General features: G+C 49.3%; 20 protein-coding genes. 18 read left to right on the plus strand and 2 right to left on the minus strand.

Annotated elements, in window-relative coordinates; genetic code table 11:
• The first annotated feature begins 23 nt into the window (after positions 1-23).
• The 15 genes from ACFQ1T_RS12580 to ACFQ1T_RS12650 all read left to right on the plus strand — a co-directional run bounded on the left by ACFQ1T_RS12580 (position 24) and on the right by ACFQ1T_RS12650 (position 16,511).
• On the plus strand, positions 24-392 hold the full coding sequence (locus ACFQ1T_RS12580; protein ID WP_194747259.1) for a response regulator: 369 nt from the start codon (positions 24-26) through the stop codon (positions 390-392).
• 49 nt (positions 393-441) lie between these two features.
• A complete protein-coding gene (locus ACFQ1T_RS12585; protein ID WP_379077291.1) occupies positions 442-765 on the plus strand; it encodes an STAS domain-containing protein in 324 nt (107 codons plus the stop codon).
• Between the two features lie 25 nt (positions 766-790).
• The gene (locus ACFQ1T_RS12590) at positions 791-2,983 is read left to right on the plus strand and encodes a chemotaxis protein CheA (RefSeq protein ID WP_379077294.1); all 2,193 of its coding nucleotides are present in this window, start codon (positions 791-793) and stop codon (positions 2,981-2,983) included.
• 60 nt (positions 2,984-3,043) lie between these two features.
• Entirely contained in the window at positions 3,044-4,669 is a 1,626-nt protein-coding gene (locus ACFQ1T_RS12595; RefSeq protein WP_379077296.1) for a methyl-accepting chemotaxis protein, read from the plus strand.
• A gap of 78 nt (positions 4,670-4,747) precedes the next feature.
• Entirely contained in the window at positions 4,748-5,275 is a 528-nt protein-coding gene (locus ACFQ1T_RS12600; RefSeq protein WP_379077299.1) for a chemotaxis protein CheW, read from the plus strand.
• Between the two features lie 81 nt (positions 5,276-5,356).
• Positions 5,357-7,138 carry a methyl-accepting chemotaxis protein gene (locus ACFQ1T_RS12605; protein WP_379077302.1) on the plus strand — a complete coding sequence of 594 codons (1,782 nt, stop codon included), beginning with the start codon at positions 5,357-5,359 and terminating at the stop codon, positions 7,136-7,138.
• A 103-nt stretch (positions 7,139-7,241) separates the two neighbouring features.
• On the plus strand, positions 7,242-9,662 hold the full coding sequence (locus tag ACFQ1T_RS12610; protein WP_379077305.1) for a methyl-accepting chemotaxis protein: 2,421 nt from the start codon (positions 7,242-7,244) through the stop codon (positions 9,660-9,662).
• Between the two features lie 69 nt (positions 9,663-9,731).
• A complete protein-coding gene (locus ACFQ1T_RS12615; RefSeq protein WP_379077308.1) occupies positions 9,732-10,277 on the plus strand; it encodes a chemotaxis protein CheW in 546 nt (181 codons plus the stop codon).
• 18 nt (positions 10,278-10,295) lie between these two features.
• On the plus strand, positions 10,296-11,111 hold the full coding sequence (locus tag ACFQ1T_RS12620) for a CheR family methyltransferase (protein ID WP_194747251.1): 816 nt from the start codon (positions 10,296-10,298) through the stop codon (positions 11,109-11,111).
• A gap of 5 nt (positions 11,112-11,116) precedes the next feature.
• Positions 11,117-11,656 carry a chemotaxis protein CheD gene (locus tag ACFQ1T_RS12625; RefSeq protein WP_313983623.1) on the plus strand — a complete coding sequence of 180 codons (540 nt, stop codon included), beginning with the start codon at positions 11,117-11,119 and terminating at the stop codon, positions 11,654-11,656.
• 14 nt (positions 11,657-11,670) lie between these two features.
• Positions 11,671-12,744, plus strand: a complete 1,074-nt coding sequence (locus tag ACFQ1T_RS12630) for a protein-glutamate methylesterase/protein-glutamine glutaminase (protein WP_194747249.1) — start codon at positions 11,671-11,673, stop codon at positions 12,742-12,744.
• Between the two features lies 1 nt (position 12,745).
• Positions 12,746-14,038, plus strand: coding sequence for a GGDEF domain-containing response regulator (locus ACFQ1T_RS12635; protein ID WP_379077314.1), 1,293 nt, complete (start codon positions 12,746-12,748; stop codon positions 14,036-14,038).
• Positions 14,039-14,089: 51 nt separating this feature from the next.
• Positions 14,090-14,770 carry a DUF2490 domain-containing protein gene (locus ACFQ1T_RS12640; protein ID WP_379077317.1) on the plus strand — a complete coding sequence of 227 codons (681 nt, stop codon included), beginning with the start codon at positions 14,090-14,092 and terminating at the stop codon, positions 14,768-14,770.
• A gap of 22 nt (positions 14,771-14,792) precedes the next feature.
• Entirely contained in the window at positions 14,793-15,896 is a 1,104-nt protein-coding gene (locus tag ACFQ1T_RS12645; RefSeq protein WP_379077320.1) for a porin, read from the plus strand.
• Positions 15,897-16,007: 111 nt separating this feature from the next.
• Positions 16,008-16,511: a chemotaxis protein CheW gene (locus tag ACFQ1T_RS12650; protein WP_194747246.1), complete on the plus strand. Its 504-nt coding sequence runs from the start codon at positions 16,008-16,010 to the stop codon at positions 16,509-16,511.
• A 68-nt stretch (positions 16,512-16,579) separates the two neighbouring features.
• Here the strand turns inward: ACFQ1T_RS12650 and ACFQ1T_RS12655 are convergent, their stop codons facing one another.
• Entirely contained in the window at positions 16,580-17,695 is a 1,116-nt protein-coding gene (locus ACFQ1T_RS12655; RefSeq protein WP_379077323.1) for an NADH:flavin oxidoreductase/NADH oxidase, read from the minus strand.
• A gap of 104 nt (positions 17,696-17,799) precedes the next feature.
• Here ACFQ1T_RS12655 and ACFQ1T_RS12660 point away from each other — a divergent pair, with 104 nt between their 5' ends.
• The 3 genes from ACFQ1T_RS12660 (at position 17,800) to ACFQ1T_RS12670 (ending at position 20,719) form a co-directional block, all read left to right on the plus strand.
• Entirely contained in the window at positions 17,800-18,114 is a 315-nt protein-coding gene (locus tag ACFQ1T_RS12660; protein WP_379077326.1) for an ArsR/SmtB family transcription factor, read from the plus strand.
• 150 nt (positions 18,115-18,264) lie between these two features.
• Positions 18,265-19,797 carry a SulP family inorganic anion transporter gene (locus ACFQ1T_RS12665; RefSeq protein ID WP_379077329.1) on the plus strand — a complete coding sequence of 511 codons (1,533 nt, stop codon included), beginning with the start codon at positions 18,265-18,267 and terminating at the stop codon, positions 19,795-19,797.
• A gap of 55 nt (positions 19,798-19,852) precedes the next feature.
• Complete coding sequence (locus ACFQ1T_RS12670; protein ID WP_379077332.1) at positions 19,853-20,719, plus strand: DMT family transporter; 867 nt, start codon at positions 19,853-19,855, stop codon at positions 20,717-20,719.
• A gap of 53 nt (positions 20,720-20,772) precedes the next feature.
• Here the strand turns inward: ACFQ1T_RS12670 and ACFQ1T_RS12675 are convergent, their stop codons facing one another.
• Complete coding sequence (locus ACFQ1T_RS12675; RefSeq protein ID WP_379077334.1) at positions 20,773-23,370, minus strand: methyl-accepting chemotaxis protein; 2,598 nt, start codon at positions 23,368-23,370, stop codon at positions 20,773-20,775.
• Between the last annotated feature and the right edge of the window lie 191 nt (positions 23,371-23,561).

Below are 23,561 nucleotides of genomic sequence, written 5' to 3' on the forward strand. Positions count from 1 at the left end.
CTTTAGATAATAAGGAATTAGCCATGGCAAAAACCATACTTATTGTAGATGACTCTTCTTCTTTGCGATCCGTAGTTGGCACCGCTCTCAAAGGCGCCGGTTACGATGTGATTGAAGCCGAAGACGGCAAGGACGCACTGACCAAGTTAAACGGGCAAAAAATCCACCTCATCATTAGTGATGTGAACATGCCCAATATGAACGGCCTTGAGTTCCTCAAAGCCAGCAAGCAAATCCCCGCCTACAAATTCACACCAGTGATCATGCTCACCACCGAGAGCGCCGAAGAGAAAAAAATGCAGGGTCAGGCTGGGGGCGCCAAGGCATGGATGGTGAAACCTTTCCAACCGCCACAATTGTTGAACGCCGTGTCCAAGCTGGTGTTGCCATAGCGCATCACCCTTAGCCATCCGTCGATTTTCTATCTCAGGGAGTTCCAGTATGCCAGTCATGATTGATACCAATGAAGCGCGTTGTGCGCTGACCTTTAGTGGTGAACTAAATATTTATAACGCGGCAGAGACCATGGCCCAGGTGAAGACGGAGCTCAGCAAGACCTTGCCTTTGCATCTTGAGTTGGCCGAGGTGGACGAAGTCGATGCGGCTGGTCTACAAATTTTGATGGCAATCCGCTTGCATGCACTTTCACATGGCGTGGATTTCCAACTTGCAAACCCCAGTGATGCAGTCATGGATTTGATTGAGCTCTCTGACACCGCTGGCTTTTTTGGCATCACCCAGGTGCTGACAGAAGTTGCCGCTTGAGACCACTATTTAAGGAGGAAACAAGATGCAACTAGATGAATCCCTACAGATTTACATCATTGAAAGCCGTGATTTGCTCCAGCAGATGGAAGAAGCGCTGCTGACGCTGGAACAGAATCCCGGAGACGAAGAAAAGATTAATGCCATCTTCCGTGCGGCCCACACCATTAAAGGCTCGGCCGGCTTGTTTGGCTTGGACTTTATCATCAGCTTCACCCATGTGGCTGAAAGCGTGCTGGATAAAGTGCGGAATGGTGAAATTGAAGTCACTGAAGAGATCGTGGCCCTGTTTCTTGAAGTGGGCGACTTTATCAGCAAGCTGATTGATCATGTGGCCGAAGGCACTACCCCAGATGCCGACACCCTGGTGGTCAACGACAGTTTGATTCACCGGCTCAATGTTTACCTGGAAGCCAAGCAGACGGCCAAAGCCGTGGCTGAGTTGCCAGTTGCGACTGTCACCGCCGCCGAGCCAGGCGCGGTAGAAAGTATGGACACCGCAGAAACCGGTTGCTGGCATCTCTCCTTGCGCTTCGGCCCGGATACCTTCCGCAGTGGCATGGATCCGTTTAGCTTCTTGCGTTACATGAATACCATGGGCCGCATTGTGCACATGGTCACCCTCACGCAAGCCCTGCCTGCACTCGAAGAGATGGATGCCGAGAGCTGTTTTCTGGGTTTTGAAATCAGTTACGAAAGTCAGGCCAGCAAAGTCGAGATCGAAGGTATTTTTGATTTTGTGCGTGATGATTGCGAGATTCATATCCTGCCGCCGCATGGGCAGATTCAGCACTATATCGACTTGATCGACCGCCTCTCCAATGAAGACATGAAACTGGGTGAGATTTTACTCAAGTGCGGCACACTGACGCCCAATGAGCTAGAGGCGGCGCTGGCCAAACAGGCCAACCCTGCAACTGGCGACAAGCAGCCCATCGGCCAGACACTGGTCAATGAGCAACTGGTGCAACCCGCGGTGGTCAATGCGGCGCTGGAAAAACAGCGTCAGGTCAAAGAAACCAAAAATGCCGAATCCAACTATATCCGCATTGATGCCAACAAGCTGGATGAGCTGATCAATCTGGTGGGCGAACTGATTATTGCAGGAGCTGGCGCCACACTGATTTCCAATAAGATCGGTGATAGTGCCATGAATGAAGCCACTTCCAATATTTCTACGCTGGTGGAGCAAGTACGTGACTCAGCACTGGCCTTGCGCATGGTGCAAATCGGCGCCACCTTTAGCCGCTTTAACCGTGTGGTACGTGATGTCAGCAAAGAGCTGGGTAAAGATATCCGCCTGGAGATCAGTGGCGAAGAAACCGAGCTGGATAAAACCGTGGTGGAGAAAATCAGTGATCCACTCACGCATCTGGTACGCAACTCCATGGACCACGGTATTGAATCAGCCGAGGTGCGTGTTGCCAAAGGCAAACCCGCTTATGGCACGCTCAAACTCAATGCTTTCCACGACTCCGGCAGCATCGTGATTGAAGTCAGTGATGATGGCGCAGGCCTTAACCGCGACAAGATTCTGGCCAAAGCCATAGACAAAGGCTTGGTCAGTCCTGAGCAGTCACTCAGTGACAAAGACATTTATAACCTGATTTTTGAAGCAGGCTTTTCTACCGCAGACGCCGTCAGCAACCTGTCTGGCCGCGGAGTGGGCATGGATGTGGTCAAACGTAATATTCAGGCCCTGCGCGGCACCATTGATATCCAGTCGCGGCCTGGCTTGGGTTGCACCATGAGCATCCGCCTGCCACTGACACTCGCCATTATTGATGGCTTTCTCGTGGGCGTGGCCGACTCCTCTTATGTGGTCCCACTGGATATGGTGGTGGAGTGTATCGAATTGTCGACGGCTGATTACGAGTCTTCAATCAGCGATAAACGGAACTTTATTAACCTGCGGGGCGAGGTATTGCCTTACCTCAAACTCAGGAATGAGTTCGAATGTAAAGGTGAGCCTCCAGCACGACAAAACATCGTTGTGATGCAGTATGCAAATCAAAAAATAGGATTAGTGGTGGATAAGTTGATTGGTGAATTCCAGACCGTGATTAAACCCCTGGGCAAGGTGTTTGAGAACGTCAAAGGTATTGGTGGCTTCACCATTCTTGGCTCAGGCAGCGTGGCACTGGTATTGGATGTCCCACGCATGATGCAACTGGCCAATATGGAAAGCATAAAAGAGCAGGCGCTTCTGGACAGTTAAGTGATCACTCTCCCAGTGGCGTAACCAAACAATTTATTGATTAAAGAAAGCGGGTTTGTAATGAAAGTTTCTCACAAGATCTCCCTCATGATTGCCATCGCAATCCTTGGATTATTCAGTTTGATCGGTCTCAGCTACAACAGTATCGACAAAGTATTTGATGCCACCAATATGTCAAATGTGAACTCTATTCCGAGTATTAATAGCTTAAATGAAGTGATGAAACGGTTTAGTCAATTACGTGTGCGCGTCTATCGGCATGTTTTGAATACCGATGCAAGTGCGATGACCGGGATTGAGCAAGCGATCAATGATGCCAAGCAAGGTGTAGAAAGCGGACTAACCAAGTATGGCAATGAATATGTGGCTGATGCAAAAGATAAGGAGTTATTGGATAGGGTTCGTAAAGGTTATGAGGCTTATTTGCCTGGGGTGAATGAGGTCATTAAATTTTCAAGAGACGGTAAGCAGAAAGAAGCCTTGGCTGTGCTGACCTCAAACGCAAAAGTGGCTGAAGACTTAAACAATGCAATCGACGAACATATGGCTTATAACCAGGCACTAGCTAAATCTTCTGCCGAAAATGCGTTGGAAATCAAGGCGACTGCGATTAAAACGGGCTTAATTATAGGTGGCTTGATTTCACTGTCTGTCTTGGCACTGGCATTTTTCATCATTCGGTCCATCACACGCCCCCTTAACAATGCAGTGATTTCTGCCAATGCCATTGCCAATGGTGATTTAACGCAAACCGTTGAAGTCACTTCCAATGATGAAATCGGCCAGATGATGGCCTCCATGAAAACCATGTCTCAAAAAATCAGCACGGTGATTAACGAGATCAAGGCCTCTGCAGACAACATAGCCAGTGCTTCTGAGCAAGTGAGTGCGACCGCACAAAGCATTAGCCAGGCGACCAATGAGCAAGCCGCTTCTGTCGAAGAAACCTCTGCCTCAGTGGAGCAGATGAGTGCTTCCATCAACCAAAACGCTGAAAACTCTAAAGTGACCGACGGCATTGCCGGTCAAGCCGCTAAAGACGCCAACGAAGGTGGGGCCGCGGTGAAAGATACCGTGATTGCGATGAAGAGCATTGCTGACAAGATCAGCATTATTGATGACATTGCTTACCAGACTAACCTGTTGGCCTTGAACGCTGCGATTGAAGCTGCGCGAGCCGGTGAGCATGGCAAAGGCTTTGCGGTGGTGGCAGCCGAAGTGCGCAAGCTGGCTGAACGTAGCCAGGTGGCGGCGCAAGAGATTGGTGAAGTGGCGAAAAACTCCGTGGGTCTGGCTGAGCGTGCCGGTGACTTGCTGGATGAGATCGTGCCTAGCATCAACAAAACCAGTGATCTGGTACAAGAGATTTATGCAGCAAGTGAAGAGCAAAGCAGTGGAGCCTTGCAGATTACGGCTGCGATGAATCAACTTAGCCAGGTGACCCAGCAAAACGCCAGTTCAAGCGAAGAGCTAGCAGCGACCGCTGAAGAGATGAGCGGTCAGGCCGAGCAACTGCAACAACTGATTGGATTCTTCAAGGTGGGGGTAGATGATCATCTGGTCTCGGCAGCCACTAAAAAGGTGATCAAAAAAGTCTCTAAACCAACGATTGGTCATGTGACTGGTGCCAAGTCAACTAACGACTATGCAACTCAAGTCGATGAAGCACAGTTCGTAAAATTCTAAGGAATATTGATTGTCGACATTCGCAGCAGCCTACAGGCGAGATTGCGAGAACTGCCGACAACTGTGAAAGGAAAAGTCATGAGTGAACTGAGTGTTGCAGAGCCACCAAAAACGCAGCAAGCAATATTAGAAAACGGGATTCAGCAGTACCTGACGTTTATCCTTGGTCGGGAGACCTTTGCCCTCAATATTCTCAATATCAAAGAGATTATTGAGTATGGGCAGCTCACTGAAGTGCCAAAAATGCCTGGTTTTATCAGAGGTGTGATTAATCTAAGGGGGGCGGTGGTGCCTGTAATTGATATGGCAGCGCGTTTTGACAAGCCCAGCGCAGATATCACGCGTAAAACCTGCATTGTGATTATTGAAGTCACTCATGCAGAAGGAACGCAGGTCGTTGGTGTGATGGTAGATGCCGTGAATGAGGTCGTGGATATCGAAGCAGGCAATATCGAGCCTGCGCCAAGCTTCGGTGCCAATATCCGGGCAGACTTTATTGAAGGCATGGGCAAAATTGATGGCAAGTTTGTGATTATTTTAGACGTCAATAGTGTCCTTTCGGTTGATGAAATTGCCACCTTAGCAGGTAGTACCGTCAACGGTTAAGCCAATAATTATATAAATGTTGTAGTGAGAGACTCTAAAAGTAAATCTGGATTTTAAATCCATATAAATGAAGGACATAACATGAAACTGACTGTTGCGAAAAAAATGCTGTTGTTGATATTTACGGCCATTGTTGGTTTGGTGGGCCTTGCTGTCATGGGTAGCATCCAGATGAACAAGATCTTTGATACCACCAACTATACAAACATTAACTCAGTACCAAGTCTGATTGATCTTGATCAGGCCAGAAAGCATGTGTTGCGTTTGCGGATTCAATTGAACCGTTATGTTTTGAATGTGGATCATAAAATTCAAGAAGAAGCACTTGCCAAAATTGAAGAGCACAACAAGGGGCTCAATGACGTGATAGATCATTATTTGGCAAATTATGTTTCTGATGAAAAGGATAAGGAAATTGCCCAGCGCATGAAACAAGGGGCGAGAGATTATGAAGCTGCTTATAAGCCATTAATCCTCGCTGTGCAGGAGGGAAAACGCGACCAGGCGAGAGATATTATCAACACAATCTCTCCGATTGCCGAAAGAGTCAGTGGGGCTGTAAATGATGATTTTGACTATAACGTTGAGTTAGCAAAAAAAGCAGCTGAAGAGGCGCAAGCAACCAAGTCACAAGCGAACACGATTGCGATGACGGTTGCCGGGATTGTGGTGGCGATTGCCGCTGCATTGGGTTGGTTTATCACTCAGGGTTTACTGAAACAATTGGGTGGTGAACCTGACTATGCCGCATCTGTGGTCAAAACGGTCGCTTCAGGGGATTACACCGTTCAAGTTGAAACCAAACCTGGCGATACCAGCAGCTTGTTGTATTCAATGAAGCAAATGGTCGAACAATTATTGGCTCAAATTGGTGGTGAGCCCGCCTATGCCGCAGGTATTGTAAAACGTGTCGCTGAAGGGGATTTAACCGTCAAAACGGATATCCGGGCAGGGGATACTGGCAGCATCCTGTTTGCAATTGACGGTATGGTCAACCGACTGACAGGCATTATTTCTGAAGTCCGAGGTTCTGCTGACAATATCGCCAGTGCTTCGGAGCAAGTGAGTGCGACCGCACAAAGCATTAGCCAGGCGACCAATGAACAAGCCGCTTCAGTAGAAGAGACCTCTGCCTCCGTTGAGCAGATGAGTGCTTCGATTAACCAGAATACAGAAAACTCCAAAGTGACCGATGGCATTGCTGGCAAAGCGTCTAAAGACGCCAACGAAGGTGGGGCTGCGGTAAAAGACACTGTGATTGCGATGAAGAGCATTGCTGACAAGATCAGCATTATTGATGACATTGCCTACCAGACTAACTTGCTGGCCCTGAACGCTGCGATTGAAGCCGCGCGAGCAGGTGAGCATGGCAAAGGCTTTGCCGTGGTAGCGGCAGAGGTTCGCAAGCTGGCTGAACGTAGCCAGGTGGCCGCGCAAGAGATTGGTGAAGTGGCGAAAAACTCCGTGGGTCTGGCTGAGCGTGCCGGTGACTTGCTGGATGAGATCGTGCCCAGCATCAACAAAACCAGTGATCTGGTACAAGAGATTTATGCCGCAAGTGAAGAGCAAAGCAGTGGAGCCTTGCAGATTACGGCTGCGATGAATCAACTGAGCCAGGTGACCCAGCAAAATGCCAGCTCCAGTGAAGAACTGGCGGCGACCGCTGAAGAGATGAGCGGCCAGGCCGAGCAACTGCAACAACTGATCTCCTACTTTAAAGTGGGTTCAGAAGAGACTGCTTTTGCCTCTTCAGTGAAAAAGAGCGTTAAAAAAGTGACCACGCCAGCCAGTAGCAAGTCAGCACTGCATGTAGCGACGGCCAATGCCGCCGATATTGATGAGTCACAGTTTGTGAAGTTTTAACTTGAGTGGGATCTGTGTGGCTTGTGCCGGGAAGCATAGGTCACACGGCCAGTCGGCCAGAAGTTTGTCAAATCACATGTGATCAATTTTGGGGGAAAGCATTATGTCTATCTTGAACTACAGGGCAGTCAATAAAAGTCGTATTCAAATTGCGCAGCAATATTTAATGCAATTGGCGAAGGGGCAATTGAATCAAGCCATTGATTTAAGCGTTCAAGATGAATTAACCCCCTTATTCCTGCAGATTTCTGAGTTGCAACAGCAGTTGGCGCAGAAGCAGCAATCGCTGGATGCTTTTACGCATGAGCTCAATCATATGTCTAAAGAGCATGACGCAGGCGATATCGATGTCGTCATGAATGCAGACAAGTTTCAGGGCGAGTTCAAGACCATGGCTGTGGGGGTGAATACCATGGTCGGTGGCCATATTGCGGTGAAGAAAAAGGCCATGGCGGTGATCAAGGCCTTTGGTGAAGGCAACTTTGATGCGCCTATGGAGCAACTGCCTGGCAAGAAAGCGTTTATTAACGACACCATCGAAAACATGCGTAGCAACCTCAAGGGCTTTATTGCTGACATGAACCATATGTCCAAAGAGCATGATGCCGGTGATATTGATGTTGCGATGAGCACAGACAAGTTCCAAGGCGACTTCAAGACCATGGCGGTCGGTGTGAACACCATGGTTGGCGGCCACATTGCCGTCAAGAAAAAAGCCATGGCAGTGATCAAGGCCTTTGGTGAAGGTAACTTTGATGCGCCCATGGAACAGTTGCCAGGCAAGAAGGCCTTTATCAATGACACCATCGAAAACATGCGTAGCAACCTCAAGGGCTTTATTGCGGACATGAGGCACATGTCCAAAGAGCACGACGCGGGCGATATTGATGTGGTGATGAATGCAGACAAATTCCAAGGCGACTTCAAGACCATGGCGGTCGGCGTGAACACCATGGTTGGTGGCCACATTGCCGTGAAGAAAAAGGCCATGGCAGTGATCAAGGCCTTTGGTGAAGGTAACTTTGATGCGCCTATGGAGCAATTGCCTGGTAAAAAGGCGTTCATCAATGACACCATCGAAAGCATGCGTAGCAACCTCAAGGGCTTTATTGCGGACATGAACCATATGTCCAAAGAGCATGATGCGGGTGATATTGATGTGGTCATCGATGCAGACAAATTCCAGGGTGACTTCAAGAGCATGGCGGTCGGTGTGAACACCATGGTGGGCGGCCACATTGCGGTGAAGAAAAAAGCCATGGCGGTGATCAAGGAGTTTGGTGAAGGTAACTTTGACGCACCTATGGAGCAGTTGCCAGGCAAGAAAGCCTTTATCAATGACACCATAGAGATGGTCCGCAGCAATATGAAAGCCATGTCGCGTGAAATTAACCTGCTGATTGAGGCGGCTTCACAAGGCAATTTGACCATACGTGCAGATTCCAGTTTGTATAAAGGTGATTACCGCAAGATGGTGCAAGGCCTCAATGACATGCTGGATAACATAGTCAATCCGCTGGTAGAAGTGATGGCATTGATGAAAGAGGTCGAGCAGGGTGATTTGACCCAACGCATTGACAATGAATACCAAGGCCAGCTTGAAGAGTTGAAGCTGTCCGTGGTCAATACGGTAGAGCGCTTGATGCAAGTGATTGTAGAGGTCAGGGGTTCTGCTGACAATATTGCCAGTGCTTCGGAGCAAGTAAGTGCGACTGCACAAAGCATCAGCCAGGCGACCAATGAACAAGCCGCTTCTGTCGAAGAAACCTCTGCCTCAGTGGAGCAAATGAGTGCTTCCATTAACCAGAATACCGAGAACTCCAAAGTAACTGATGGCATTGCCGGTAAAGCGGCCAAAGACGCCAACGAAGGCGGGGCGGCTGTGAAAGATACCGTGATTGCCATGAAGAGCATCGCTGACAAGATCAGCATTATTGATGATATTGCCTACCAGACTAACCTGCTGGCCCTGAACGCTGCGATTGAAGCCGCGCGAGCCGGTGAGCATGGTAAAGGCTTTGCCGTGGTGGCAGCAGAGGTGCGCAAACTGGCGGAACGTAGCCAGGTGGCGGCGCAAGAGATTGGTGAAGTGGCCAAGAACTCTGTGAGCCTGGCAGAACGTGCCGGTGACTTGCTGGATGAGATCGTGCCTAGCATCAACAAAACCAGTGATCTGGTACAGGAAATTTCTGCCGCGAGTGAAGAGCAAAGCAGTGGTGCAGAGCAAATTACTGCAGCCATGAACCAGTTAAGCCAGGCAACCCAGCAAAACGCCAGTTCCAGTGAAGAACTGGCAGCAACGGCCGAAGAGATGAGCGGTCAGGCCGAGCAACTGCAACAGTTGATTGCTTTCTTTAAAGTGAGTGGTGAGCATCACCTGCTCAAGGGAGCAGACAAGCCAAAAGCAAAATCACAGGGCAGTAAGCCTACGGTGAGCAAATCTTTCAATAGCCCAGTGATACAAACGCCTAAAACCGGCACCTTTGGTGGTGGGATTGATGAGGAGCAGTTCGTGAGGTTTTAAGTCGTCACAGCGACGTACAGTGTCGCGTGATTGTGATGCGCTTGAAACCAACAACGAGAGGATAGAAAAATGAGTGAATTGGCAATTGCAAGAGGTGAACAGCATCAGTTAAACGGTTTTTCTGATGCCATGCAGCAGTATTTGACGTTTGTCCTCGGACGAGAGGTGTTTGCGATCAATATCCTGAATGTGAAGGAAATTATCGAGTATGGGCAGTTGACTGAAGTGCCCAAAATGCCTGCGTTTATACGAGGAGTGATTAACTTGCGCGGGGCCGTAGTGCCTGTGATTGACATGGCGGCACGGTTCGACAAGCCGACGGCGGAGATCACACGTAAAACCTGTATTGTGATCATTGAGGTTGCACATGCGACGGGAACGCAAGTGGTGGGCATGATGGTGGATGCCGTCAATGAAGTGGTGGATATCGAGGCGGGCAATATTGAGCCAGCGCCAAGTTTTGGTGCCAATATCCGCGCAGATTTTATTGCAGGCATGGGCAAGATAGAGGGTAAGTTCATTATTTTACTCAACGTTAACAAGGTACTTTCTGTCGATGAAGTGTCTAGCCTGGCGACTGGCTCGACCTTGGCCAGTGAGTCCGCAGCGAGTTAAGTAGTGAAGGGGTAGCACATGGACCAGATTGAATCATTGACAGTAAAAGAATTTGGCTTGTTTAAAAGCTTTATTTACGCACAAGCCGGCATTGCCCTGTCAGACGTTAAAAAACCGTTGGTCAGTGGCAGGCTCAGCAAACGCTTGCATTTTCATCAACTCAATTCGTTTACGCAGTATTACAAATTGATCAATGATCCCGCCAATGCCAAAGAAAAGCAGATTGCGATTGATTTGCTCACCACCAACGAAACGCATTTTTTCAGAGAGCCCAAACACTTTGACTTCTTTAAAGAGGTGATTCTGCCCAAACGTAGCAAAGGCAAGCCTTTCCGTGTCTGGAGTGCGGCGTGCTCGTCAGGTGAAGAGCCCTATACGATTGCCATGTTGCTCGATGAACATCTGGGCAAAGAGCCCTGGGAAATCGTCGCCTCAGATTTAAGCACCAAGGTCTTGCAGCAGGCACAAAGCGGTTGTTACAACATGCAGCGTGCCTCCGAGATCCCCAGGCCTTATCTGACCAAATATTGCCTGAAAGGCACCGGCGATCACGACGGCGAGCTGCTAATTGTGAAAGAGCTCAGGCAACGGATCAAATTCTTGCAGGTCAACCTGACCAAGCCTTTTCCTGATCTGGGCCAGTTTGATGTGATTTTTTTGCGTAACGTGATGATTTACTTTGATGTCGAGACTAAGCGACAGATTACTGATCAAATGTTGCCTTTGCTCAAGAATGACGGGTACTTCATGATCAGTCATTCCGAGAGCTTGAATGGCGTCACTGAGAAATTTGTCTCTGAAGCGCCTTCTATTTATAAAAAAACTGCTAATTAGTTGTTATGTTGATGCGTACCCAGCCTGCCTTGAGTTTTGGATTGTTGGATAAGAAGCCTGAAGAGGTTTTTGAGGTTTTTTTGCAGCCTGGCGAGTGGTACTGGGGCGATGCCGATACCAGAATTCGTACTATTCTGGGCTCCTGTGTGGCAGTCACGATCTGGCATCCGGCAAAACAGATGGGGGGCATGTGCCATATCCTGTTGCCGCAACGCCATGTTTCACATAAAGAAAAAAATGAAACTGCTGCTGGCAAGTCAGGCAAGTATGCAGATGAAGCGATTGCCTTGATGATGGAAGAAATGGCCAAGTGCAAGATTCGACCACAAGACTGCCAAGTGAAAGTATTCGGCGGCAGCAATATGTTCCCGAAATTGCAGATCAATCAAAAAAACCATATTGGTGACCGTAACCTGCATGCCGTTCTGATGCTTCTGGCAGAGTATGGTTTTCATGTCCATGCCAATCATTACGGTGGCGAGGACTCACGCTATATTATTTTTGATATCTGGAGTGGGTTTGCCTGGGTGAAAAGCAAGGTTTAACGAGAATATTAATTATGAAAAAAATCAGGGTCATGATTGTGGATGATTCAGCAGTGGTCAGAAAAGTCCTTGCTGAGAAAATTTCAAAATCTTCAGAGATTGAGGTCATCTCTGCAGCGGCAGATCCCATTTTTGCCATGGATAAAATGATGAAAGATTGGCCGGATGTGGTGATTCTGGATGTGGAGATGCCCAGAATGGACGGCATCACCTTTCTCAAGAAAATCATGTCGCAGCGCCCCACGCCGGTCATTATCTGTTCGACGCTGACCGAGAAGGGCGCCGAAACCACCATTCAGGCGCTGGCGGCCGGGGCGGTGAGCATCGTGACCAAGCCCAAGGCGGGCTTGAAAGACTTTTTAGAGGATGATGCCAATGACATTATCAATGTGATTAAAGTCGCGGCAAAAGCCAATCTGAAAAGAATCTCGCATGCTGAGCCTGTGGCCAAGGTCGCTCCTAAACTGACGGCGGATGCGGTACTCGCGGCGACGAATCGTGCCATGGCGCAAACCACGGAGGGGATAGTGGCAATTGGGACCTCAACAGGCGGTACGCAAGCACTGGAGGCCGTGTTGACTTCATTACCACGTGTTTGTCCTGGCATGGTGATCGTGCAGCATATGCCCGAAAACTTTACTGCAGCATTTGCCAAAAGACTGAATGAACTGTGCGAGATTGAGGTCAAGGAAGCCGCCCATGGCGACCGCGTGATTGCCGGTCGCGCTTTGATCGCGCCCGGTGGTAAGCACATGCTGCTTAAACGCAGTGGCGCTCAATACCATGTTGACGTGATTGATGGCCCGCTCGTCAGTCGCCATCGCCCTTCGGTCAATGTGCTCTTCCGGTCGGTTGCCCAGCAGGCGGGTAAGAATGCTCTGGGCATCATTATGACGGGCATGGGGGATGATGGCGCCCAAGGTCTCAAAGAAATGCGAGAGGTGGGCGCAAAAACGCTTGGTCAAGATGAAAGAAGTTGCGTTGTATACGGAATGCCTAAAGAAGCAAACAAGCTGGGAGCCGTTGAACGGGAGGTTTCTCTGGCAAAAATTCCACAAGAAATTGTGATGTATGGTAGTGGGAGATAAGGTGAAAGCGCTGATTGTGGATTCTTCCAAGTCAACAAGAAAAATATTGTCATCTTTGTTGAAGAAATACGAGATTGAGGTTGAAGAAGCCGCAAGTCCCTTACAGGCAATCGAGTTATTAGACGGGCAGCATGTTGATTTGCTTTTGTTTTCTTACCATCATAAATCCATGAATGGGATTGAATTTTTTAAAGCATTGCCTCCCAAAACACGTAGCAGCTGCGTGAGTTTGTTGGTCGCATCAAATGCCATTCACCAAATTGCGCATGAATCTATTGAGGTGGGAATTACAGCCTGCTTTAGTAAATTAAATATCTCCTCTTTAGATACATTCATTCAGAACTTTGCACAGGCTAAGCGCAATAAACTCCAAGGTCGGGTGTTGCTCATTGAAGATAGTCCGTCTCTTTCTCAAGTCTATGGCGAGCGATTAGCGAGCATCGGGCTTGATTGCGAATTTTGTGTCGATGCTGAAGGCGCGATTCAGCGCATCAGCGACAACACTTACGATTTGGTGATTACAGACTTCAGCTTAGCCGGGATAGGCGATGGATTCTCCGTGATTAGCGCAATAAGAAATTCTCATGATGCGGCTAAGTCACGTATTCCGATATTGGCTATTTCAGGCTTAAATAGTCCTGCACGGCGAACACAATTGCTACTCAATGGTGCAAATGACTTTTACTCAAAAGACTCGTCTCTGGAAGAGTTTGAAATCAGGGTCAAGCATTTGCTGGAGAGCTATCAACTATTGCTCACATATGAGATGCAATATCAAACCATGCAATCACTGGCAACGCATGATGCATTGACCAAGTTATATAACAGACATTATTTGCGTGATGTACAGCAGCAAGTCATTTCTGAAGCCTATATGTCTTCCAAACCATTGGCGCTAATCGTTGCAGATGTTGATTTTTTTAAACAGATCAACGATACCTATGGCCATAAGATTGGCGATGAGGTATTAGCTGCGGCCGGTGCTTTATTTGCAAATTTCTTTGCGAATGAACTGTGCTTTCGTATTGGTGGGGAAGAGTTTTTAGTGATTTTGAAAAATACAACAACGTTAGCGGCCAGTCAGTATGCACAAGGCTTTTGCGACTACTTTGCGAATCAACATTTATCTGGTTTGAATGTCACAATCAGTGCTGGTGTTGCCTCCTATGAGTATGGAGACGATTTCGAACATCTCTTTGCGCGTGCGGATGATGCGTTAAGCAAAGCTAAACTTTCAGGTCGAAATCAGGTGGTACTTGATCAGTCCTTGAATATGTTGTCGCTGATGGCCTGATGAGTGAGATCTGATCATCGCTTAATTTATAACTTATGATGGGGCGTTGCCGTGCGTGTATTTAGTTGTGTCATCGTTTTGATTTCTCTCATTTTTTCAAGTCTTGCTCGGGCAGAAGTTGAAGAAGACGGCCGTTATTGGCTCAATATTTATGCGCAAGGTAAATTGCCGGTAGAGAATTTATACTGGAGCATGGACACGCATCCGCGCTGGCGTGATGAGGGCAAGCATTTTGATACGCTGATTCTGCGCCCGTCCATTTTTTACAAGGTGACGCCCAAGGCCAGTGTCTGGTTGGGTTATGACACGATTATCAATCATCCGGCAGGCGCCTCGGCCTATCAGGAAAACCGCTTGTGGCAGCAGTTTTCTTACCAGTTTGACCCGATTGGCGGCGTGAGCTTGAGCAGCCGTTCCAGGCTGGAAAACCGTGAGCGCGAGGACTTTAGCCAGCATGCCTATCGCTGGCGGCAAATGGTGCGCGCCAGTCTGCCTTCGAGCTTGAATCCGCAATTATCCTGGGTGGTGTATGACGAGTTGTTTATCAACTTTAACGATACACACTGGGGTCCGCGCAAAGGGTTTGACCAGAACCGCCTGTTTCTGGGCGTGAACTGGAAATTCAGCGACTTTAGCAATGCAGATATCGGCTATCTGAACCAGTTTATAAATACCAAAACCGTAGACCGTGAGAATCATGTCCTCATGACGGCGATCCGTTTTAATTTTTAGCGCAATCTGTCGTTAAATGCATATGAACTTAAGTAAGATTGTTTCGACTCTGTTGGTGTTGACCAGTAGTTTGCCACTGTCTGTCAAGGCGGAGGAGACGCCGGTAGCGGTGTCCTCACCCTTGAGCTTGAGTGGCTACCTCGAGACCTACTATGTGCGTGATTTTAATGATCCGCCCAACCATAAACGGCCCGACTTTATCTATAGCCATAACCGGGCCAATGATTTGAGCATCAATCTGGCCATGGTCAAGGCCAGTTTGAATACGCAACGTGTGCGCGGCAATCTGGCGCTGGCTTCGGGCAGTTATATGCGCGCCAATTACGCTGCCGAGCCCAAAGACTTGCAACATATCTTTGAAGCCAATGCGGGTGTCAAGCTTTCTGACAAACACGATCTCTGGCTGGATGCCGGGGTGATGCCCTCGCATCTGGGTTTTGAAAGTGCGATCGGCACCGAGAACTGGACGCTGACGCGGAGCTTGATGGCAGAGAGTTCGCCTTATTTTGAAACAGGGGCCAAACTCAGTTATACCTCAGCCGATGGCAAATGGATGGCGAGTGGCCTGGTGTTGAGTGGTTGGCAGCGCATCCGTGCACCGCAAGGCAACACAACACCGTCCATCGGCCATCAGCTCACCTATAAACCGAATGATCGGGTGACGCTCAATAGCAGCTCGTTTATCGGCAATGACAAATCTGACCGTGCGCGGCAGATGCGTTATTTTCATGACTTTTATGGCATCTTCAAGCTGGATGAGCAGTGGAGCCTGATTACCGCGTTTGATATTGGCGCCGAAGAAAAACCGCCAGGAGAGGGCGACGGCTACAATGTGTGGCTGGCGCCTGCTGTACTGGCCAAGTATCAGTATTCCAGCCAGTTCAGTGTTACCGGGCGCGTGGAATACTATCAGGACAAACAGGGGGTGATTATCAACACCGGCACTCCCAACGGTTTTAAAACCATGGGTTACTCGGTGAATGCCGATTATAAAGTGTGCCCGCGTGTCACTGTGCGTGCCGAGCTGCGTCAGTTGCAAAGCAGGGATGATATTTTTAATGAGTCGGGCCGTCGTCAGACTGATCAGAGTTTGATTGCAGCGACGGCGATTGCTATTCAGTTTTAATCAAGCCCATACTGAGGGCCAGGCAAGTGCGATGCGATGCAGACAAGGGTTTGCTTGCATGGCTCTACCCCAAAAATGTCAGTGTGTATGAGTTCATCTAAGGAAGCAGTTATGAATGCAGCGACACAAAATAACAGTGCAGACAGTGCAAGCGCAAAACAGACAGCGGGCGAATACCTGACTTTTATTCTCGGCAACGAGCAATACGGGATTGATATCCTCAAAGTACAGGAGATCCGCGGCTATGATCCGGTGACCCATATTGCCAATATGCCTGCCTTTATCAAAGGCGTGGTCAACCTGCGCGGCAAAATTGTGCCTATCGTGGATTTGCGTATCAAGTTTGATCTGGGCGAGGTGGTCTATAACGAATTCACGGTCGTCATTATTCTGAACCTCAGTGGTCGCGTCGTCGGCATCGTTGTCGATGGTGTATCGGATGTGCGAGAGTTGTACGAAGAGAATCTGCGTGAAATGCCGACACTGGTGACAAGGATTAACACCAACTATGTGATTGGTCTGGCAACAGTTGAGAGTGAAATGATTATTCTGGTGGACATCGAGCGGTTGATGGCCAGTGATGAAATGGAATTGATGGACAAGCCCGCCGAATAAATGCACCGCTGCCAAACAAAAAAATAAACCTGCGCAAGCAGGTTTATTTTTTTTGTGGCTACCCAGGCTTACTTTTTAACCGTCTCGCTAGGGTTGTGATATCTCGCCAGCCAATGAGCATAAGGGGCGGGCAACACCCAGGCGGCCTGATCCTTGCCTAGCGCCTTGGCCGCAAAATAAGGCCAATGCGGATTTTCAAGGTGCGCGCGGCCAATCATGGCCAGATCCAGTTGCTCGTTGCGGATGGCGCCATCCGCCAGGGTGGGGGCACCAAAGCCCCAGGCGGAAGACACCGGAATCCCGGCTTCTTGACGCACGCGCTGTGCAATCGGCGCCAGAAAAGCGGGTCCCCAGGGAATATTGGTTTCAGGGATGGTAAAGCCGACACTCACACTGAGCATATCCAGGCCACGATCACGCCAGGCTTTCACCAGCTGGATAGACTCATTCAAGGTTTCTTCATCTTTGCCATCATACTCAATCACGCCAAAGCGGGCTGTCAGTGGCAGATGCTCCGGCCAGACGGCGCGAATGGCTTCCAGGGTCTCAATGGTAAACCGTGAGCGGTTTTCAAAACTACCGCCATATTGGTCGGTCCGCTGGTTAGAGTGCGCCGAGGTAAAGCTTTGCCCCAGATAACCATGTGCAAAGTGGATTTCCAGCCATTCAAAACCAGCGGCCAGTGCACGTTTGGCCGCAGCCACAAAGTCATTTTGTACGCGGGCAATATCTGCTAGCGTCATGGCTTGGGGGACACGCGGCAAGCCACCGCCAAAGGCCAGGGCAGAAGGTGCAATCGGTTGCCAGGCACGCGGATCACTTTCGGCCATATGGTCATCGCCCTCCCAGGGTTTGTTGGCACTGGCTTTGCGGCCGGCATGCGCTATCTGGATGCCGGGGACTGCGCCTGCAGCTTTGATGGCCGCCGCAATCTTGCGCAATTGCTCTGCTTGCGCATCATTCCAGATGCCCAGACACCCAGGTGTAATGCGGCCTTCAGGTGCTACGCCGGTCGCCTCCACAATCACCAGGCCACTGCCACCGCGGGCCAGTGTCGCGTAATGCGCCTGGTGCCAGTCATTGGCGACACCATCTTCGGCCATGTACTGGCACATGGGCGGCACCGCAATACGGTTTCTTAAGGTCACTGCTTTTAACTGGAAACGAGAAAACAAATCAGCCATAAAACGTCCTTTAACAAATGTGTGTTGCAGAATGGGTTTAAATTCTATTGTTCGAATATAATCGAACAATAGAATAATATCAAGAGGTATGATAAATTCAGACCATGCGACAAATTAAACATCCCAGCATAGAACAGGTCGAACTTACCGACCTCATGTATGCCTTGTCTGACCCAACCCGGCTAGAAATTGTCGGGCGTCTGGCAGCCGCGGGCCGAAAGATGACTTGCGGAGAGTTTGATCTTAACCGGCCCAAGTCCAGCCTGTCGCATCACTTTAAAATCCTACGCGCAGCCGGCGTGGTCGAAACCATCATCGAAGGCACCGAGCATATGAATGCCTTGCGGCTGGCAGAGATCGAACAGAAGTTTCCTGGCGTATTGCAGTCTGTGTTAAGTGCGCTCCGCCAGTCGCCCTGACGCATTGAGAAAAGCGCAGGATCTGACTGCTTCTATGCAGTCTCCGTCATCGTTACAAGTCTTGTTCAGCGTGAACGTTGACTCATCTCCCAATGATGGTGGCTTGATGTGGCTGACCATTGGGACTCACCAGTTACTCTAGGAATCAATATGTTTGCTGATCAATCCTCACTGAAATTTTCTGAAATCAAGACCAATGTGCTTAGTGGGCTCACGGTGGCGCTGGCCATGGTGCCAGAAGCCATTGCTTTCGCCTTGATCGCACATGTGTCGCCGCTCACTGGGCTGTATGCGGCAGTGCTAGTTTCTTTGATCACCTCTGTTTTCGGCGGTAGACCAGGCATGATTTCCGGTGCTGCAGGGGCCCTGGCGGTGGTGATGGTGGCGCTGGTCGTTCAGTATGGGGTGCAGTATCTGTTTGCGACAATTATCCTGATGGGCTTATTACAAATCCTGTTTGCGGTGGCCAAACTGGGCAAGTTTATTCGTATGGTGCCGCATCCAGTGATGCTGGGTTTTGTAAATGGATTGGCGATAGTCATATTTCTTGCACAGTTTAATCATTTTAAAACGATACAGGCAGATGGCTCATATGGATGGATGAGTGGTGCGCCGCTCTATATTATGCTAGGGCTGATTGCGATCACCATGGCCATTATTTATTTGCTCCCCAGATTGACGAGAGCGATTCCCTCTACGCTTGCAGCAATCATTGTGGTGTCTACGAGTGTGATTTATTTGGGGTTGGATACCAAGACGGTAGGTGATTTGGGCTCGATTGCCGGTGGATTACCAACGTTTCATTTCCCGGAAGTGCCCTGGACGTTAGAAACACTTTATATCATTTTCCCCTATGCACTCATTCTGGCTGCCGTTGGCCTGATAGAAACCTTGCTCACACTCAATTTGATTGATGAAATGACAGAAACACGAGGGCGCCCCAACCGGGAAGCCATGGCGCAAGGGATGGCAAATGTTGTGACCGCTTTTTTTGGTGGCATGGGAGGCTGCGCGATGATCGGTCAAAGCATGATCAATATCAACAATGGCGCCCTTAAAAGGCTGTCTGGCATTGCGACCTCACTTTTTCTACTGTCATTTATTTTATTTGCATCGCGCTGGATCGAAATGATCCCGCTGGCCGCGTTGATTGGCGTGATGTTTGTGGTGGCCGAGAAAACATTTGAATGGGGCACGCTGAATTTGTTTGGCAAAGTGCCTAAGCAGGATGTGTTTGTCGGCTTGTTAGTCGGTGGCGTGACTATTATCGCTGATCTGGCGATTGCTGTGATCGCTGGCGTGATTGTTTCTGCGCTTGTGTTTGCCTGGGAGCATGCCAAACAACTGAAGGTTTACACAGAAAAAGATAAGAACGGCATGACCGTACATCAACTACATGGCACCTTGTTTTTTGCATCGATTGCTAATTTCCAGGCCCTGTTTAATCCCGCCAGTGATGACGCGCAGGTTGTGATTGATTTTAAACATGCAAAAGTGATGGATCATTCTGCCTTGATGGCGATTGATAGCCTGGCTGCAAAATATCGTGCGGTAGGCAAGTCACTGCATTTACGGCATTTAAGCCCTGATTGTCAGGAACTGCTGGAAAGTGCCAAAGCCATTATAGAAGTCAATCTGCTGGAGGATCCAACGTATCGAGTCTCGGATGATAAATTGGCATAAGCAAGCACAGCCAAGTTCTACAAAATGGTATGAATAAGTAAACGATGAGTATGAGATGAGTCTGATTAAAACCTATGTGATGGCTACCCTGGCAGCGATTCTGTGGGGAGCCAATTTCAACCTGGCAAAACCTGTGCTGGCTGAAATGAGCCCTTATCTGGCCGGTGCCAGCCGCTATACGATTGCGGCGATGGTCATGATCCTGATTGCCCGGTTTTCACAGGCGGTAATTCCCTTACGTGAGTGGAAGGCGTACTTGACGCTGGGGATTGTGGGTGTCTTTGGTTTTAACTTGTTTTTCTTTTTGGGCATGGCACATTCCTCGGCGATTAATGGCGCGTTGATCATGGCCTTAAACCCGCTTTTGACCGCGATCTTAAGCTATTTCATCCTCGGTGAGCGGCCCAAGCTGGCGCAGCTGCTGGCTTTCCCGGTGGGCATTGCTGGCGTCGCCATTGTGGTGCTGGGGGCAGGGGCGGAGTGGACGATTGCGACGGGCGACCTGTATATCATGATTGCATCGCTCAACTGGGCGGTTTATAACGTGTTGGTGAAGAAAATGATGCCTAAGCAGGTGAGCGGGATTGCCAGCACTGCCGGCATCATGACCGTGGGGGCGCTGGCATTGAGCCTGGCTGCGGCATGCAACGGTAGCCCGTTGGTGATGCCAACGGCACATGCCGGGTTGGCCTTGTTGATTATGGCACTGGGCGGCGGCGTCCTGGCTTACCTGTTCTGGAATGCCAGCATTAAACATTTAGGCCCTGCCAAAGCAGCGATTTTCATGAACCTGATTCCAGTCACCACCATGGTGATTGCCGCTTTTGAGCACGTTCCACCTACGCAGGGGCAATTGTTTGGTGCCGTGCTGGTGATCAGCGCCGTCAGTTTTAGCGCGCTCTCAGGGGCAAAAGCCCGTTAAGATTCACAGGAAACTTAAGGTTGATCTTGTCACCACGGCCAATGTGAGCCCGCTCATGTTCCCGTCATGCGCATGAGAGCATCTTCCTCTTCTTCAGGCTCGGTCGACTTCCAGCTATGGGGTGTATGGTCGGGTTGATCCAGTTTGAAGCGTTGGACGGACTGGCTCAGCTGGTTAGCCTGATCCAGTAATGATTCTGCTGCCGCGGCGGCTTCTTCGACCAGTGCCGCATTTTGCTGCGTGGCTTCGTCTATGTGGGTGATTGCCTGATTCACTTGTTCTATGCCTTTGCTTTGCTCAAACGAGGCTTCACTGATGTCTCGCATGATTTCAGAGACTTTTTTCACTGAACTGACCACCTCTTCCATGGTTTTACCAGCAAGGTCTACCTGTTTGACTGCATCGTAGGTGTTATTGACCGAGGTGCTAATCAAGCCATTGATTTCTTTTGCAGCGACGGATGAGCGCTGTGCCAGTGCGCCGACCTCATTCGCCACCACGGCAAAGCCTCGGCCCTGTTCGCCGGCGCGCGCCGCTTCTACGGCTGCGTTCAAGGCCAGGATATTTGTTTGGAAGGCGATGCCATCAATCACGGCAATGATGTCTTCAATCTGGCGTGCACTTTCATTCATTGCATTCATGCTGGCAATGGCCTCGCGTACAACCTGGCCGCCGTTTTCAGCCACGTTTGATGCTGTCAGCGCCAGTTGGTTGGCTTCGTGAGCATTCTCTGCATTATGTTTGACGATAGAAGCGAATTGCTCCATGCTGGCGGCGGTTTCTTCAAGGCTCGCTGCCTGGTCTTCCGTCCGGCGCGAAAGTTGGTTATTGCCACTGGCGATCTCACTGGCTGCAGTATCAATCGCTTCAACTGCCTGTCGTACGGCTTTAATCGGTTCAACAATCAGGTCCAGCGTCTGGTTGACGCCTGCAATCACCTTGCGGAAATCACCAGCATGTTTCATTTCGTCAGCCCGCACCTGGATACGTCCTTCCTTGGCCGCTTGTGCCAATAGCGCAGAGTCCTCGAGTAGTTGATTAATCGCCTGGATGCAAGTATTCAGGTTGTTTTTTATTTCGTTGAAATCGCCGTAATACGGGGCGGTAATCTCGGCAGGAATGTCGCCATGCGCGATCCGCGCGACATAGCTGGCCGCCATATTCAGCGGCACAATCACCGCATCCAGCGTGTGATTCACGCCCTCAATAATTTTTCTAAAATCGCCATTATGTTTACTCGCATCCGCCCGTGTAGACAGCTTGCCTTTGACGGCGGCCTGTGACAGGTGATTGGCATCCATAATCAGCGCATTGACGGCATCAATGCACTGGTTAAGGTTATTTTTAATGGTGTTGAAATCGCCATGGTAAGTGTCCGTGATTTTAGGTGGAATGTGGCCTTTGGCAATATGATCCACATATTCTGCAGCGACATTGAGTGGAGAAATGACCGCATCCAGCGTATGGTTCACGCCCTCAACAATTTTGCGGAAATCGCCTTCATGTTTGCTGGCGTCTGCACGTGTAGACAAGCGTCCGGCAACCGCCGCCTCTGACAACATATTGGCGTCCGCAATCAGCGCATTCACGGCATCAATGCAATGATTAAGATTATCTTTAATGGCATTGAAATCGCCATGATACGTTGCAGTAATCTTGTCAGGGATATTGCCTTTGGAGATATCTGCCACATAGCTCGCCGCCACATTTAACGGCACAATCACACCATCCAGCGTCTGGTTAAAGCCCTCGACCAAACGCTTGAACTCGCCATTAAAGGCTACCGTCTCTGCACGCGTAGACAATTGCCCTTCAATCGCTGCTTTCGCCAGCCGGTTGGTTTCCGTTGAGAGTTTGCTCAGCGTGCGTTGGAGTACCTGCATGGAGTGCGCGACACTGGTTTCATCGCCAACAGGCAATGCAATGTGCGCTGAAAAGTCACCATCAGAAAAGCGGCCAGCCAGCTCTGACAACTCAACAGGATCCATACCCAAACGTTTTTTAACCGTGCTGACGATGAAATAGCCTAAGCCGCTGGCAAACGCGATCAGCAGCAACACCATCACATAATTGGCGATCTCACCCTTGGAAATGACTTGCGCTGTTTCAGCTTCCAGCGTTTGCGCTGTCTTGTTTGTGTAGATGACCACTTGATCAACAATTGTTCGATGGGCCTCGTAGGCAGCGCTTAACTCGTGCAATGCAGACTCAATCTGCTTTTTATCCTGCGCATTCAGCGCAGGGATAAATTTGTGATCGTATATTGCAAAAAAAGCCTGGCCTGAGGCATACAGCTGTTCAGCCATCAAATGCTTGATCTCGGGGTTATTAAGTTTCTTCTCCCAGTAAGCATGGCGTTTTTCAAACTCGGCCCTAAGGACGCTGACTTTTTGCTGCAGGGGGGCCGCTGATGATGCATTCATGGCGACACTTTGCAGGATCAGTTGCCAGGTTTCGATCAAATACTCCGGCGGGGGTAATACGTCAGCGACCAGATCCTTCTGGTCTATGATCTTGTTGTATTGCTCCCCATTAATCGCCACTGTTTTATTGGCCTGCATATTCAAAAACACGAACAGGCAAACAGCCAGCAGGATAGTCGTCAAAACGCTGACTATCAAGGTAGACAGCTTGAGACGTGCAATTTGCATGAAAAAAGTCCTCTTTAGTAATATTTACACGCTATGAGTCTGCTATTAAACCTTTAAGTCGTTGGTGAGTATGTGCCAATAAAAACCGATTCATACGCTTAAATGATTGATTTTTATGAATATAATTATCGGGGATATTTATTTATGTTAATTTATTCTGGATGCTGACCTCTGCATGCGATGGCATATGT

The sequence above is a fragment of the Methylophilus glucosoxydans genome (assembly GCF_042676145.1).
In the GTDB taxonomy this organism is placed as follows: Bacteria; Pseudomonadota; Gammaproteobacteria; order Burkholderiales; family Methylophilaceae; genus Methylophilus; species Methylophilus glucosoxydans.

Bases quoted from the DNA above. Each gene is read 5' to 3' on its own strand.
- ACFQ1T_RS12675 (WP_379077334.1), bottom strand. From the start codon at position 23,370: ATGCAAATTGCACGTCTCAAGCTGTCTACCTTGATAGTCAGCGTTTTG.
- ACFQ1T_RS12645 (WP_379077320.1), top strand. From the start codon at position 14,793: ATGAACTTAAGTAAGATTGTTTCGACTCTGTTGGTGTTGACCAGTAGT.
- ACFQ1T_RS12615 (WP_379077308.1), top strand. From the start codon at position 9,732: ATGAGTGAATTGGCAATTGCAAGAGGTGAACAGCATCAGTTAAACGGT.
- ACFQ1T_RS12605 (WP_379077302.1), top strand. From the start codon at position 5,357: ATGAAACTGACTGTTGCGAAAAAAATGCTGTTGTTGATATTTACGGCC.
- ACFQ1T_RS12625 (WP_313983623.1), top strand. From the start codon at position 11,117: ATGTTGATGCGTACCCAGCCTGCCTTGAGTTTTGGATTGTTGGATAAG.
- ACFQ1T_RS12670 (WP_379077332.1), top strand. From the start codon at position 19,853: ATGAGTCTGATTAAAACCTATGTGATGGCTACCCTGGCAGCGATTCTG.
- ACFQ1T_RS12620 (WP_194747251.1), top strand. From the start codon at position 10,296: ATGGACCAGATTGAATCATTGACAGTAAAAGAATTTGGCTTGTTTAAA.
- ACFQ1T_RS12650 (WP_194747246.1), top strand. From the start codon at position 16,008: ATGAATGCAGCGACACAAAATAACAGTGCAGACAGTGCAAGCGCAAAA.
- ACFQ1T_RS12595 (WP_379077296.1), top strand. From the start codon at position 3,044: ATGAAAGTTTCTCACAAGATCTCCCTCATGATTGCCATCGCAATCCTT.
- ACFQ1T_RS12610 (WP_379077305.1), top strand. From the start codon at position 7,242: ATGTCTATCTTGAACTACAGGGCAGTCAATAAAAGTCGTATTCAAATT.
- ACFQ1T_RS12580 (WP_194747259.1), top strand. From the start codon at position 24: ATGGCAAAAACCATACTTATTGTAGATGACTCTTCTTCTTTGCGATCC.
- ACFQ1T_RS12660 (WP_379077326.1), top strand. From the start codon at position 17,800: ATGCGACAAATTAAACATCCCAGCATAGAACAGGTCGAACTTACCGAC.
- ACFQ1T_RS12630 (WP_194747249.1), top strand. From the start codon at position 11,671: ATGAAAAAAATCAGGGTCATGATTGTGGATGATTCAGCAGTGGTCAGA.
- ACFQ1T_RS12585 (WP_379077291.1), top strand. From the start codon at position 442: ATGCCAGTCATGATTGATACCAATGAAGCGCGTTGTGCGCTGACCTTT.
- ACFQ1T_RS12590 (WP_379077294.1), top strand. From the start codon at position 791: ATGCAACTAGATGAATCCCTACAGATTTACATCATTGAAAGCCGTGAT.
- ACFQ1T_RS12655 (WP_379077323.1), bottom strand. From the start codon at position 17,695: ATGGCTGATTTGTTTTCTCGTTTCCAGTTAAAAGCAGTGACCTTAAGA.
- ACFQ1T_RS12600 (WP_379077299.1), top strand. From the start codon at position 4,748: ATGAGTGAACTGAGTGTTGCAGAGCCACCAAAAACGCAGCAAGCAATA.
- ACFQ1T_RS12665 (WP_379077329.1), top strand. From the start codon at position 18,265: ATGTTTGCTGATCAATCCTCACTGAAATTTTCTGAAATCAAGACCAAT.